Genomic DNA, 14350 nt, shown 5'->3' on the forward strand with positions numbered 1-14350 from the left:
CTGGGGCAGCTCCGGGTGCGCAGGCTAGCTGGAGCCGTCCTTCTAGCTCAGCCTGGCCGGTCCGAGTGAAGGTCAGCGCGAGGCGGCGTACACCAGCGGCTCCACCTGCACACGCGTCGACGATCGACTGCGTCTTGCGGGAGCCTGCGACGGCAAGAGTGACCCGGTTCATTCGACGAACTCGATCGCATTCATAATGTAGTCAGGGAATGTGATCGATGTGCTTGACTCAGCGAGTAGGAGGGCGCTTTCGGTTTTGTGGTCGGTCATCCAGTCAACGGTTTCCTTCCCCTCGTCCGTGATCGGCAAAAGCTCGCGCAAGGTGGCGTCACCGTTGGTGTGGATCAATTGAGGCTCTAGGGTCTTGCCGTGGGCTGGTTCTCCGATGAAAAGCTGCCGCTTCCCTGCCCGGAGATTGGTAGCGACTTTGCCCTCCCAGTGGCTTGGCGGCTTGCCGTCGTTGTCGCGGATTCCAGCGACTCGACGGTCGAGTGCCGCTGAAAGCTCCAAGGCTCGGGCCAGGGAGACGCCAGCCATGGAGAGGACGTCGATCCCGGCCTCAATGGGAGTCCTGTCGTGCTTGTCTCGGAACGCTCGTTCGAAGAGCATTTCGTCAGACGGTCCTTCCACAAGGACGAGTCTGTCCGCCAGGACGATACGGAGTGTGTCGAATCCGGAGAGGCGCTTGAAGTAGCGCGCTGTGTCCGCAGAGATGTCGGAAAAGATCGTCGGTCTTCCGGCGTGCAGAAGCAGGAGTTTGTCGAGGCCAAGGCGGTTGAGGACGTAGGAGCTGTGTGTGGTGATAAAGACCTGCCGTTTTCCTGCGAGTGCCTCGATGCGCGCGATCAGCTTCGTCAGGCTGGTGTGGGAGAGGTGATTCTCTGGCTCCTCGATCAGGACATACGCGGTGGTGTTCGCCGAACGGTTCATGGCGAGCGCCACCTTGATCGCGGCCTGAGGGCCCTGGCCAGCGAGCGCGAACGGGATCTCGCCGACATGCGGTACAACGCTCGCCTCCCAGGAGGCGCCGGCCGACTGGTCCATCTGTAGGGCGAGGTCTTGGTCGTGGAGTTTGGTGCCCTCGGCTGCGATGCGTCTGTTCACCTCGGCAAGCGCGGTCTCCGAGATGGTGTGCCGTGCACTGCGGTGCGCGACCGCGATCGCAGCCCGCTCCTTTGCCTCGACGAAGCCGCCGAGCATCTCGCGGGTGTGGTAATCGACGCCCCAGGTCGACCGGATAGTTCGCGAGTCGATGAAGGAAACACCCAGCCCCTTCGGCCGGCGGTGAAGTGTCGCACCGGCGAAGTCCTGCCATTCCACCTCGTAGTACTCGGTAGGGATGATGCCGGGCCGGTCTGGAGCCGCGAGGTAGTCGGCGAACTCCAGAGCGTAGTCAGCTGACGGCTTAATGTGGATGCGCACGCCCGGTGCGTCCTCGGCGCGGGAGTTGTAGACGCCCCGGAGGATATGCACATCCGGCGTCGACAGGCTGAGAAACAGTTCGATGAGGATCTCGGGAGCCTTCGGAGAGTTCCCGTCCGCGAGCGCGGCGAAGTACTCGGCCACCAGCTGCTGGTTGAACCAGTACGGATTGAGCTGCTCTTCGGCCCAGCGACCGTCAACGCGTCCCGTCAGAGCGAGCCCGATCGCCTCCAGTAATGTCGACTTGCCAGCCTCGTTGCCGCCCACAACGATGTTGAGTCCTGCGGAGGGCTCCATCTCGAAGTCTTGGAAGAGGCGGTAACCCCGGATGACAATGCGCTCAATCATGTTGTGCTGAACCCGTCTACCCACATTTGGATGCCCGAGCATGTGCCCGGAGCCTCGAATTGAAGCATGGGTTACGACCGGAAGGGGCTGCGAATCGCCGGAAGCGTCGTGCCATATTCGTCGACGCTCCCGGCAGCGCAACCACTGTTACCGGAATGACAACCACTGCATGCGCCTCCCCTGCATTCCGGAAGAAGCGCCACCGCGAGCAGGGCGAAGGACCCTGGAATCTCTTGCCGCCCTCGGCTATCCGATCGGCAGCGGTGAGCCCGAGGAGAGCGCCAGTTACGACAGCTGTACCACCTGGCCGTGCGGGCCCCCGCAACCGAGCGCAGAGCTGTCTCTCCCTTAAACGTCGGTCAGAACCTGGGGGGTGAACTGTGTCGGGATGGAGAGGATGACGGCAGCACCCGCAGCGCCCAGGGTCTCGGTGGTGCTGAATCCCCATGCGACGGCGAGGGTTCGGCCCCCAGCTGCTTGGCCGGCGCGCAGGTCGGTGGGGTGTCGCCGATGAACAGGGTCGATTCCGGCGGCACGGCGAGACGGGACCATGCGAGCAGGGTTGGGGCGGTGAAGGTTTGGGTGCGGCGTCATCGGCGGTGATGATGGCTCCGGCGACGGAGAGGACCGCGGGCGGGACCAGGAAGTGGATACGGCAGCGGGCTTGGGCGGTGACGATCCCGATCCGCGTTCCAGCGTGGCCGAGCTGGGATGGCGACCGGAGAACAGGTGGCCGCCAGCACCGGTGTACGGCGGCTGTACCGGCTGCCGGAATTCATCCGGTGGCGGTCAGCGGGGGTGTTCCGAAGACGGCGTGTAGGTGGCCACCATCTCGATGACGCCATCAGGGCTGGGCGCGACTCCATCGACGGTGACTGCGGGTGAGTCGCTGCGCATCGGTTCGTGGTTCTCGGCTCCGACTTGCGTCGAGGCCGCGATCTCGTCGAGGGTCCGCGGCGGCCCACCTCAGACGATGGGGTTCGTTGGGTCTCGCAAGGGTCCGTCGACCATGATCGCCTCCCGTGAGGGTTGTAGCCGGTGGTGATGTCCGGGTTCGGACGGCTTTTCCCAGAGTGGGCGAATCGATGTGCCCCAGCCATGACGAGCATCAACACCCCGCAGACCGTTGTCGGCAAAATGCGCCACTGCTCCCGGAACCGTTGGCGCGGCTGGCGGCGTCTGGACCAATCCTGGACCACGTTTGGTCCACAATTGGTCCACGAATCCGAAGTGTGGGTGCGGCGTGGTGAGCTGATGACGTGTCGGAATGTCGGGATCGACGGTGTTGCCGATGCGGCAGGGCATGGGTGGCAACATCCCATTGCCCGATCAAAGGTGCAGTGGCACAGGTTGTTTGGTTCGATCAGCCACCTGACTATCGGTCAGGTGGTCGACGAAACGAACAATGCCAGGTCAGGGCGATGTGAGAGGGCCGGAGAACGGGGCTATAACTGCTGATCCGGGCCTCTGAAACAGGTCAGAGCCGGTTCGAAAACCGGCTCTGACCTGCACTCTGTCGGGCTGACAGGATTTGAACCTGCGACCACCTGACCCCCAGTCAGGTGCGCTACCAAGCTGCGCCACAGCCCGTTGCATTCACTCTCGCTTGTGCTCGACGAGATTACCCCACTACCCCCCTGAACATCCAAATCGGCTGGTTATCGGCGTGTGGATGGGGTTGCTGGGGGTTGCGGGGGGAGGGGTGGGGTGGGGTCAGGGTTGTTCTGGCGCAGGGGAATCCGTGGGGGTGCGGACGAAGGGGGCGGCTACGTGGGGGGAGAGGGGGTAGGGGGTGGTGGCTTCGCGGCGGGTGAGGGCTTCGGCGGCTTCGGGTTCGTTGTTGGTGGTGAGGCGGTGGATGGCTCGTTCGAGGATGGGGAGGACTTCGGGGACTTCGAGGGTGCCGTCGGCGCATTGGGCGAGGAGGGAGGAGGTGAGGTTGGCGAGGATGACGGCGATGTCTTCGAGGTAGCGGGGGGTGGCGCCGGCGAGGACGGCGGCGGCGATGGGGAAGACGGCGTCGAGGCCGTGATTGTCGAGGCGGTGGCGGGCGGGACCGGTGCGGGCGCGGTGGTAGGCGGTGAGCATGGTGGGGTGGCGTTCCCACGGGTCGAAGACGTGGCGCATGACCCGGAGCAGGCCGTCACGCAGGGGTTCGCCGGGCGGTGGGGGTTCCATCGGGAGGTAGGTGTTGTCTTCCATCCAGGCTTCGATGGCGGAAACCAGCAGGTCATCGCGGGTGGGGAAGAACTTGTAGATGGTGGTGAGGGAGACGCGGGCGCGGCGGGCCACCTCGCGAAGCTGGACGGCGTCAGGACCTTCGGACTCCAGGAGGGCGCGTACCTCGAGCAGGATTCGTGCCCGTACTGCCTCTTCCGTCTCCTTCGCCATGTCGCTACAGTAACGCCGTTACTCGAGTAACCCTGTTACTCGAGGTGTGACTTCCGTGGAGAAAGAGCACGATGCCTCGTCAGCAGTACTCGCCCGCCCCGGCTGCCCGGCGGCCGATCAGCCTCGTCAAAGTCGCCGTCGCGGCGCTCGCGGTCATGGCCGGTTGCGCCGCGGCGCCGCCCGCCGCGGCCGACCCGGTGAGCGACTTCTATTACCCGCCACAGCAATTCGATTCCGCCCCCGGCGCGGTGATCAAGACCGAGACCATGTCGGTGCTCCCCGCGCTGCCCGCCGCCGACGGGACCTGGCCGCTGGCGGCGCAGCGGGTCATGTACACCTCCCGCACCCAGGACGACACGCCCGTCGCCGTGACCGGCACGTTCATCGATTCCAGCCGCCCGTGGCGGGGGCAAGGCCCGCGCCCGACGGTGCTGATCGCGCCGGGCACGGTCGGACAGGGTGACCAGTGCGCGCTGTCGCTGGCCTTCCCGACCGGCATGTACGCGAGCCTGACCCCGCCGACCTTCTCGGCGAACCAGGAGGTCCTGGCCGCTTTCGCCTGGAACGCGCTCGGCGCGCGGGTCTTCGTCACCGACTACATCGGAATGGGCACGCCCGGCATCCACACCTACGCGAACCGGATCGAGGAGGCGCACGCCGTGCTCGACGCCGCCCGCGCCGCGAACCGGCTCGCGGGCACCGGGGCGGACACGCCGCTCGCGTTCTGGGGGTACTCGCAGGGCGGCGGAGCGAGCGCGGCCGCCGCGGAGATGCAGCCGAGCTACGCGCCGGAACTGAACCTGAAGGGCACCTGGGCGGGCGCGCCGACCGCGGATCTGTCGGCGATCCTGGACCGGATCGAGGGCAGTCTGATCGGCGGCGCGGTCGGGTTCGCGCTCAACGGCTTCCTGGACCGGTACCCGGACCTACGCCCCGAATTCAATTCTCGGGTGACGCCCGCCGGGCAGGGTCTGCTCAACGAACTGTCGAACGCGTGCATCGGCGATGTGATCGCGCTGCATCCGTTCCTGCGCACCAACGCCTTCACCGTCGATCAGCGCCCGCTCGTCGATCACATGCGCGAAATCCCTTCGATCCAGGACATTCTGCGGCAGCAGCGGATCGGATCGCTGACCCCGGCCAGCCCGGTGCTGATCACCAGCGGTGTCAATGACGACACCGTTCCCTACGGTCAGGCCGAACAGTTGGCGACCGATTGGTGCGCCGCGGGTGCGACGGTCAGCTTCCGCACCAACGAATTGCCGCCCATCCTGTCGGGCGCGACGATTCCCAATCACTTCGGACCGGAATTGATCGACGGTTTCGGCACCAACAATGCGATCGGTTATCTGATGGACCGGCTCAACGGCACACCGCTCTCGGGTTGCGCCTTCGCCTGAGAATTCCCGCCGCCGTTCCCTTCTCGCCGATCACCTGGGTGTCCCATGTCTGAAATCTCCCGTCGCTCCCTGCTGTCCGGAGTCGCCGCCAGCGCCGCCCTGCTCGCGACCACGCCCGCCGCCCGCGCGGGCATCGCCGCCCGGATCAACCGGGTCGAGCTCACCCGGGAGGGACATCGGCTCATCGTCATCGGCTCATCGTCATCGGCTCGGGGTTCGGCGGCGGGGTGACCGCGCTGCGCCTGGCCGAGGCCGGGGTGCCCGTGCTGCTGCTCGAACGCGGTATGCGGTGGCCGACCGGTCCGAACGCCACCACCTTCCCCAACGCCACCGCGCCGGACAAGCGGATGCTGTGGCATCGGTCGAGTCCCGAATTGTTCGGCAGGCCGGTCGCTTTCGACAATTACACCGGCCGGGTCACCGTGCGAACCCTGCACGAGGTCACCGATATCGAGCGCGTCCCCGACGGCCGCTGGGCCGTGCACGTGGACCGCACCGACACCGCGGGCACGGTACTGGAGAACAAGATCCTCACCACCAATGCCCTGGTGCTGTCGGCGGGCAGCCTCAATACGACCCGCCTGCTGGTGCGCGCGGCCGCCAAGGGCCAGATCCCCGATCTGCCCGACCAGCTCGGCCGCGGCTGGGGCACCAATGCCGACCGCATCTACGTCTGGACCGCGCCCACCGAGGAATTCGGCCTCGCCCAGGGCGGACCCGTCGTCTACGGCAGCCTGAACTGGGACGACCCGCACGGCGCGCACACCGTCATCCAGGCCTCCATCCCGCCGCTGTCGGTCGACGCGCACAGCACCATGATGGTCGGCTACGGCGTCAGCACCGGCCGCGGCGAATTCCGCTACGACTCTGCCGCCGACGCCGCGACCCTGCACTGGCCCGCCGACGGCGACGCCGCCATCCAGAACAACCACATCGGCCCCGCCGTCCAGCGCATCGCCGGCCCGTCGAGCACCCTGCTCGACACCAACCTCGCGTTCCCCTCCACCTGGCACCCGCTCGGCGGCGCCAGTATGGGCGCGGTCTGCGACCTGGACGGCCGGGTTCTCGGCCAATCCGGCCTCTATGTCCTCGACGGCGCCCTCATGCCCGGCAATACCGCGGCCTGTAATCCGTCGATGACGATCGCCGCCCTCACCGAGCGAGCCTTGGATCGATTGGTGAAAAGCGATGTGGGGCACTTGATCTGACAGCCGAGACGGTCATTCCCTCAGCCTCGCTATCGATGGTGCGCTGTTTCGGAATGGAGAGAATTGCGGACTGCCGTCGCGTCGGAAACTTTCCACCCGCGATTCGATAAGTGGTCTACTTGACGCACCCCGCCGAAGGGGAACTCAAACATCCACGCCGACAATCGGAGTCGAGCATGTTCCGCATACCGATCGAGAGCCATGAAGCGGTGACCATGATGACTACCGCGTACGCGCGGGACGTGTTGCGGGTACACGAGGGGTGCCCGATGGCCTTGTGCGCCACAAAACGTCAGGCAATCGCCGTCATGAATGCGGCACGGGTGACGGGGGTGCGGTCGTGAGGGTGGTTTCGCACGACGCGCCCGACTATCCGGTCATGAATTTGCAAGCGGCGCAGCGGGGTTTGACCCTGCATCAGGGGTGCGGTGAGAGTTGTGATGCGCGGCGGTATTTCCAGGGACTGGTGCCCCGGCTCGAAACGATCGCCAAGGAGATCGAGTCGATGCGCGGGCGGTCCAGTTGGAACATCTGGTAGCCGCCCGTATCCGCCCGAAGCCACGCGGGATGCGGATGGCTGACCCGAGATTCAGCCGGCCGCCGGGGTCGTCGAGATGACGGGGCTGGTGGAGGTGATGGTGTAGGCGCCGACGGTGATGGTGATCGCCTGGTCCGGGGTCACCGAGGCTCCGGCTGCCGGGTTCTGCGCGATCACCTTGCCGTCCTTGGCGGAATCATTGGTCGGCCCGGTGGATTTCGCGACGCTGCCGTGCCAGCCGAGAGCCTGCAGGGCAGACGTGACGGCGGCGGGGGAGAGGCCGATCAGGGTGGGCACGGTGATGGTCGTGATGGTCGGGGGACCGGAGGACACGGTCACCTTGACCGTCGAGCCGACCGGCTTCGCGGTCCCCGCGGCCGGGGAGGTCTCCAGGACAGTGCCTTTCGCGCTCTTGTCCTCGCGCTGAGTCTGTTCGACGACGAACCCGTCCTTCTCCAGGCGCGCCTTCGCCTGCGAGATCGCGGACCCGACGACATCCGGCACCGGAACGGTTTTCGGCTGCTGGGATGTGACCGGCGGCGGCGTGTACGGGGCCGCCGTGGTCGGCTGCGTGTACGGCGCGGTCGTGACCTGCGGAGCCTCGGTGGTGGTGGTCGGTTCGGTCGTGACCGCCCCGGTGGTCGTGGCTGTGATGGTGGGCGTGTTCGAGGCCGCCGCATTGCTCGGTCCGGAATGACCGTCGCCCGCGCGCACCAGCAGGTACCCGACGACCGCCACAGTGACTACGAGCGCCACGGCCAGCAGAATCCGGCCGGGCCCGCGGCGCTTGCCGGGAACGCTTGTGCCTGTGCCTGTCCCGGTGCCCGGATCGAACCCGGTGCGGGTGCTGATGCCCGGAACCTCACGAGGCCCGCTCACATCGGACGGCAGGGGTCCGGTCACGAAGCGGGTCGGCGCGGGCCCGGTGCTGCTCGAACCGGGTGCGAGCCCGGTGGTCTCGCGCATGGGTGCGGGCACGGTCACCAGCCGAGTCGGCGCGGGACCCGTCGTGGGACGCGTCGCCGCGGCACCGGAAGGGACCGGACCGGGACGGGAATTCGCGCGGGCCGGTGCCGGTCCTGTCATCGGATTGACCGGCGCGGGACCGGTATTGAGACGGGTGGGTGCGGGTCCTGTATTCGAACGAGCCTGGTCGGTCCCGGCATTCGCCCGACCGGGCGCGGGCCCGGTGTTCAGCCGAGTGGGCGCGGGCACGCTGTTGAGGCGAGCCGGAGCGGGTCCGGTGTTCCCGCGAGTCGGCCCCGGTCCGCTGTTCAGCCGCGTGGGCTCCGGCCCCGGACACGTGGTGGCGGGACCGTTACCAGGCCGGATCGGAATCGGCAGCGGCGCCGGAGGCATGGTGGTGGCATTGCGCTCGGGTTGTCCCGCACCGGATCTGGGCCCGCTGAAGTGCACCGTCCCCGCCGGCGCGGTCCGATGCGTCCCCGGCTGACGCAGGATTCGCGAGGCCGCCCAGGCGAGATGCGCGCAGGTGTCGAACCGCCGTTCCGGGTCCTTGGCCATGGCCCGGGCGATGAGCTCGTCGAATCCCCGTGGCAGCGTGGGGTTCCGGTCCGAGGGCATCGGCACCGGCTCGTAGGCGTGCCCGTAGATGATCTGCCCGACGTTCTGCCCGGGGTAGGGCGCCTCCCCGGTCAGCATGTGGAACAGCGTGCACCCCAGCGAGTACACGTCGGCACGCCGATCGGCTTCCTCGGGCCGGGTGAGCCGTTCCGGGGCCGCGTACTGGAAGCTGGCCAGGATCTCCCCGTTCTGGGTGAGCTGGCGGCTCTCGTCGAGGGATTTGGCGATGCCGAAGTCGGTGAGCACGGCGCGTTCCGGACGTCCGTCCGCGAGCAGGATATTGGCCGGTTTCACGTCGCGGTGCAGGATGCCGGTGTCGTGGGCGTGGTCGAGCGCCGCCGCGGTCTCGGCGATGATGCGCACGGCCCGCGCCGGGTGCATGGGTCCCTCGCGCAGTGCCCGCGCCACGTCGCTGCCGTCGACGAAGGTCATGGAGATCCACAGCCGGTCGTCTTCCTCGCCACGCGCGTAGACGGTGACGATGTTCGGATGCTGCAGGCGCGCAACCGTATCGGCCTCGCGCTGGAACCGGGCCCGGTGTTCGCGTTCGCCGCCGGGCAGGGTCAGCAGTTTCAGGGCCACGAATCGTGGCAGGTCGCGGTCTCGGGCTTGATAGACCGCGCCCATTCCGCCGGCCCCCAGCTTTCGCAAGATCTGGTAGCCGGCGAAGTTCTCACCGGGTTCGAGCGTGCCTCCCACGGAGGTGATATCGCGATAGACGCCCGCTCCGAAACGTTCGGCGTGTCGCGCTCGCGCGAGTCGGGCTTTTCGATCATGGTCCTGCCGTTGGGTCGCCGGACGTGGCAATGACCTTGTAGTCTTTCACAATTCGGTGGGCGGCCCCGGCTACTGTCTGGGCTGTCTTGCATCCACCGGGTACTGGAAGCAACCGGTCAACAGCAAAGGGGAACGCCGGACGTGGACGTGGGAGCAGTGGCGGCGGCCGCGCAATCGGGTCGCAGCAGCGAAGCCATCGTCGCCGACACCGAGCAGCAGGTCATCGAGATGCTCACCAACATCGGGCGCTACTACCAGGCGATGTACAACCTCGGCGACATTCGTTCGCCGGGTGCGGAGTTGCGTGCGGCCTGCTCGAAACTGCTGACCGTCGCCAACTGGCTGGACACGGCCCGCGACGAGCAGTACCAGGACGCCTCGTCGTCCGACCCGGGCGCGCCCGCGCCGGAGCAGAACCGCTCGCTGCCGCGGGTGGTCGCGGATTTCCTCGCCGAGCACCCGGAGCAGACCTGGACCCCTGCCGAGGTGATCGCGGCGTTGCAGGGTCGTGGCGTGGAGCTGCCGATCAGCGCCCGTCATCACGTCGCGGTGGCGCTGGGCCGAATGGCGCAGCGCGACAACAGCAATGTCCGCAAGCTGGACCGCGGCAAATACCAGTACGCGGCGGACTCGGCCTAGCCCGATTCGCCGCGTCCGGCGTCTGTGCCGGATTTGTCTGCGCCCCTACGAGATCCAGGCGATGAGCTCGTCGATGTAGGCGCGGAAGAGCGTGGCCATGTCGACCCTGTCCGGGTCGACCAGCCACTGCAGTTGCAGGCCGTCCATCATGGCGAAGACCTGCCGGGCGACCGCCGCGGGGTCGATGTCGGCGCGCACGCTGCCGTCGGCCTGCCCCGCCTCGAGCGCCGCGCCCAGATAGTCCTGGAGTCGCCGGTACCGGTTCTGGGCCCAGCCGTGTGCGGGATGGTCGACGGTGACGGCCTCGCTGGTGAGAACCGTGAACAGCCGGACCAGACCCGGCACATGCGTGTTGTGATCCACCAGCTGTGCGAGGCGCACCAGGGCGTCCTTGCCGCGCAGCTGCTGATCGAAGCCCAGCCGGTCGTGGTCGAGGCGGTCGCGGTAGTCGAGGACCGCGGACAGCAGCGCCGCCTTGTTGGGGAAGTAGTGCAGGACCCCGGGCTGGGACAGGCTGCAGCGTTCGGCGATCTCGGCGATGGACGTGCTGCGATAGCCGTTGTCCGCGAAGGCCTCGAGGGCCTCGTCGATGATCTGCTCGCGGCGGTCGTCGCCCCGGCCGCGGCGTCGGGGATGGGGCGTCATGTGGTGGGACACTAGTCAAGCGTGTTGAGCAGGCAAAACCCGACAACGGTAACGAAACGATAACGTTACCTAATGGTCGCTCGGTAAACGCGGTATCCGCTGGCACACTCGGGGCCAGCCGTACAAGGCAGTACGAGGGAAGGATCGCCGGATGAGTCAGGCCCTGATCACGCCGTTCACACTGCGGGGAGCCGCTGGAAAACTGGCCGCCTGGGAGGCCGCGCCGCCCGCCGGGACCGAATGCCGCGGGACCGCGCTGCTGGTGCCGGGCTTCACCGGCTCGAAGGAGGACTTCGAGGACATGCTGCCGCTGCTGGCGGACGCGGGCTATCGGGCCGTCGCCTACGACCAGCGCGGGCAGTGGGAGTCCGAGGGCCCCGACGAGGTCTCGGGCTACACCCTGGCCGATTTCGTCGGCGACCTCCAGGGCGTGGTCGATCAGATCTCACCCGACGAGCCCATCCATCTGGTCGGGCACTCCTTCGGCGGCTACGTCTCCCGCGTCGCGGTGATCGAGCGCCCCGAACGGTTCCGCACCTTCACCCTGCTCGCCTCGGGCCCGTCCTCGGTGGAGGACATCAACTTCCCGCCGCCACTGCTGGTCGCGCAGATGGTGGAAGTCGGTGGGCAGGAGGTGATCTGGCAGCAGATGAGCGCGGTCATGGCGCAGGCCGACCAGCAGCCCTCGCCGCAGCGCCAGGAGTTCCTGCGCGAGCGGATCCTGCGCACCAAGAAGGCCAATATCGTCGGCATCCTCACCTGCATGGCCGAGCCGCCGGCGAAAGATCCCGCCGTGCTGCGGGATTCGGGCGTGCCGCTGCTGGTGGCCTACGGCGACACCAATGACCTGTGGGCCCCCGAGGTGCACGAGCGCTTCGCCGCCCAGCTGGGCGCGCAGACCGCCGTCTACCCCGGCTCCGGCCATGTGCCCAACGAGGACGTCCCCGACCGGGTCTGCGCGGACCTGGTGACCTTCTGGAAGGAACGAGCATGACCGACGCCATCGACGACCTGCTCGCGAAACTGGATCTGCCCGCCAAGGTCCGGCTCGTCTCGGGAGCCAACTTCTTCCGCTTCGCCGGTGACGAGAGCATCGGCCTGGCCGATATGCCGGTCTCCGATGGCCCGTCCGGCGTGCGCGGCGAGCAGTGGGACGAACGCGACCCGTCGGTGAGCCTGCCCTCGGGCACCGCCCTGGCCGCCACCTGGGACCGGGACCTGCTCACCGATATCGGGGCGCTCATCGCCGCCGAGGCCCGCCGCAAGGATGTGTACGCGGTCCTGGGCCCGACCATCAATCTGCACCGATCCCCGCTCGGCGGACGGCATTTCGAATGCTTCTCCGAGGATCCGATGCTGACCGCCGAGATGGCCGACGCCTATGTGCGCGCCGTGCAGGCGCACGGGGTGAGCGCGTGCCCCAAGCACTACGTCGCCAACGACTCCGAGACCGAGCGCTTCACCGCCGACGTCATCGCCGACGAGCGCACCCTGCGCGAGCTGTACCTGTACCCGTTCGAGCGGTCCGTGGAGGCGGGCGCGTGGATGGTGATGGCGGCCTACAACTCCGTCAACGGCACCACCATGACCGAGAACGACCTGCTCGACGAACCCTTGAAGGGCGAGTGGGGTTTCGACGGCGTGGTGGTCTCGGACTGGACCGCCGTCCGCTCGACCCAGGGTGCGGCCAAGGGCAACGACCTGGCCATGCCGGGCCCGTGGGAGCTGTGGGGCGCACCGCTGGAACAGGCCGTGCGCGACGGTCAGGTCCCCGAATCCGCGATCGACGAGAAGGTGCGGCGCATCCTCCGCTTCGCCGAACGGGTCGGCGCGCTGAACGGAACCCCCACGCCCGTCCCGGCATTCACCGACGAGCAGTCCCGGCAGCTGGTGCGCGAGGCCGCCGCGCTGGCCATGGTGCTGGCGAGCAATGACGGCACCCTGCCGCTGCGCGCGCCCGCCCGGGTGGCACTGCTCGGCTCCGCCGCCGCCGAACCGCGGTTCATGGGCGGCGGCAGCGCGACCGTGATCCCGGCGCACACCACCTCCCCGCTGCAGGGGCTCTCCGAGGTGCTGCCGGTGGTGTACACCCCCGGTGTCCACCTGAGCGAGAACATGATTCCGATCCCGTTGGACCTGGTCACCGATCCCGAGACCGGCGAGCCCGGGCTGTCGCTGCGGTATCTCGGCGAGGGCACCGTGCTCGACACCGAACACCGCACCGCGGGCAGCCTCATGCTGTTCGGCAACCCGAACGCGGTGCGTGCCGGGGCCATCGAACTGCGCGGACGGCTGCGCGCCGACGTGGCGGGGGAGTGGCGGATCGGCTTCGCGGGCGTGGGCGCGCTGACCCTGGCGCTGGACGGCGAGCAGGTGCTCGAGGAGACCGTGCTGCCCGACGGCGCCGACCCGGTCGAGATGCTGCTGAATCCGCCGCAGCGCTTCGTGACCCGCACCCTCGCCGAGGGGCAGGAGATCGAGATCCTGGTGCGCATGGTGCCCGGCGGCGGCTTCCCCGCCATGGGCATCACCTGCGCGGTCGGCCGCCCGCGCCGCTCCGACGACGACGAATTCGCCGCCGCCATCGACCTGGCCCGCACCAGCGACGTGGCCGTGGTCGTGGTCGGCACCACCGAGCGGATCGAATCCGAGGGCTTCGACCGCACCACGCTGCGGCTGCCCGGCCGCCAGGACGAACTGGTCGCCGCCGTCGCCGCGGCCAACCCGCGCACCGTCGTGGTGGTGAATTCCGGTTCCCCCGTGGAGATGCCGTGGCGCGACGATGTCGCCGCGGTCCTGCTCACCTGGTTCCCCGGACAGGAGTTCGGCGCGGCGCTGGCCGACGTGCTGACCGGCGCCGCCGAACCCGGCGGCCGTCTGCCGACCACGTGGCCGGTGACGATGGCCGATGTCCCAGTGCTGGACACCAAGCCCGGACCCGACAATGCGCTGCCGTACTCCGAGGGCATTCACCTCGGGTATCGGGCGTGGCTGAAATCCGGTGTGGCCCCGGCCTATCCGTTCGGCCACGGACTCGGCTACACCACCTGGGAGCTCGACGAGCTGACGGTGTCCGGCCGCACCGCGACCGTCACCGCCCGCAATACCGGGGCGCGCGCCGGTCGTCAGGTCGTGCAGGCGTACCTGTCGCGTGCGGACAGCGCCGTCGATCGCCCGGTGCGCTGGCTCGCCGGATTCGCGGTGATCGAGGCGGGCGCCGGTGAATCCGTCAGCGCCACCATCGAATTGCCGAGGCGCGCGTTCGAGCACTGGACCGCCGACGGCTGGGCCGTCGAACCCGGTTCCTTCACCCTGCACGTCGGCACCTCGGTGACCGCGCTGCCGCTCACCGCCGACATCGGCTGAAAGCCCGCATCCACCCCAGAGGTCCGGCCGGT

9 protein-coding genes, 1 tRNA gene and 1 pseudogene are annotated in these 14350 nt (G+C 68.1%); 6 read left to right on the plus strand and 5 right to left on the minus strand.

Features of this window, described 5'->3' with window-relative positions; translation table 11 throughout:
* Positions 1-168: 168 nt before the first annotated feature.
* The 3 genes from ACFV4K_RS17915 to ACFV4K_RS17925 all read right to left on the minus strand — a co-directional run bounded on the left by ACFV4K_RS17915 (position 169) and on the right by ACFV4K_RS17925 (position 4161).
* Positions 169-1770 (minus strand): ATP-dependent endonuclease, encoded by a 1602-nt coding sequence (locus tag ACFV4K_RS17915; RefSeq protein WP_379276078.1) that lies wholly within the window; start codon positions 1768-1770, stop codon positions 169-171.
* Between the two features lie 1516 nt (positions 1771-3286).
* A tRNA-Pro gene (locus ACFV4K_RS17920) sits at positions 3287-3360 on the minus strand.
* Between the two features lie 123 nt (positions 3361-3483).
* Positions 3484-4161 (minus strand): TetR family transcriptional regulator, encoded by a 678-nt coding sequence (locus tag ACFV4K_RS17925; RefSeq protein WP_379276080.1) that lies wholly within the window; start codon positions 4159-4161, stop codon positions 3484-3486.
* Between the two features lie 71 nt (positions 4162-4232).
* Between ACFV4K_RS17925 and ACFV4K_RS17930 the strand changes: the two genes are divergently transcribed.
* The 3 genes and pseudogenes from ACFV4K_RS17930 (at position 4233) to ACFV4K_RS17940 (ending at position 7307) form a co-directional block, all read left to right on the plus strand.
* A complete protein-coding gene (locus ACFV4K_RS17930; RefSeq protein ID WP_379276081.1) occupies positions 4233-5561 on the plus strand; it encodes a lipase family protein in 1329 nt (442 codons plus the stop codon).
* A 45-nt stretch (positions 5562-5606) separates the two neighbouring features.
* Positions 5607-6769 (plus strand): annotated as a pseudogene (locus ACFV4K_RS17935) (GMC oxidoreductase).
* A 379-nt stretch (positions 6770-7148) separates the two neighbouring features.
* Complete coding sequence (locus ACFV4K_RS17940) at positions 7149-7307, plus strand: hypothetical protein (RefSeq protein ID WP_379276083.1); 159 nt, start codon at positions 7149-7151, stop codon at positions 7305-7307.
* A 51-nt stretch (positions 7308-7358) separates the two neighbouring features.
* On the opposite strand, the gene ACFV4K_RS17945 is transcribed toward ACFV4K_RS17940, so the two are convergent.
* Positions 7359-9590: a protein kinase gene (locus tag ACFV4K_RS17945; protein WP_379276085.1), complete on the minus strand. Its 2232-nt coding sequence runs from the start codon at positions 9588-9590 to the stop codon at positions 7359-7361.
* 219 nt (positions 9591-9809) lie between these two features.
* Here ACFV4K_RS17945 and ACFV4K_RS17950 point away from each other — a divergent pair, with 219 nt between their 5' ends.
* Positions 9810-10307 (plus strand): hypothetical protein, encoded by a 498-nt coding sequence (locus tag ACFV4K_RS17950; RefSeq protein WP_379276086.1) that lies wholly within the window; start codon positions 9810-9812, stop codon positions 10305-10307.
* Positions 10308-10352: 45 nt separating this feature from the next.
* Here ACFV4K_RS17950 and ACFV4K_RS17955 read toward each other — a convergent pair whose 3' ends face one another.
* Positions 10353-10952: a TetR/AcrR family transcriptional regulator gene (locus ACFV4K_RS17955; RefSeq protein ID WP_379276088.1), complete on the minus strand. Its 600-nt coding sequence runs from the start codon at positions 10950-10952 to the stop codon at positions 10353-10355.
* 151 nt (positions 10953-11103) lie between these two features.
* On the opposite strand from ACFV4K_RS17955, the gene ACFV4K_RS17960 reads away from it, so the two are divergent.
* Both ACFV4K_RS17960 and ACFV4K_RS17965 read left to right on the plus strand, forming a co-directional pair.
* Positions 11104-11946, plus strand: a complete 843-nt coding sequence (locus tag ACFV4K_RS17960; protein WP_379276090.1) for an alpha/beta fold hydrolase — start codon at positions 11104-11106, stop codon at positions 11944-11946.
* On the plus strand, positions 11943-14318 hold the full coding sequence (locus ACFV4K_RS17965; protein ID WP_379276091.1) for a beta-glucosidase: 2376 nt from the start codon (positions 11943-11945) through the stop codon (positions 14316-14318). Before ACFV4K_RS17960 ends, ACFV4K_RS17965 begins: the two co-directional genes overlap by 4 nt.
* The last annotated feature ends 32 nt before the right edge of the window (positions 14319-14350 follow it).

The sequence above is a fragment of the Nocardia sp. NPDC059764 genome (genome assembly GCF_042732555.1).
Lineage (GTDB): Bacteria > Actinomycetota > Actinomycetes > Mycobacteriales > Mycobacteriaceae > Nocardia.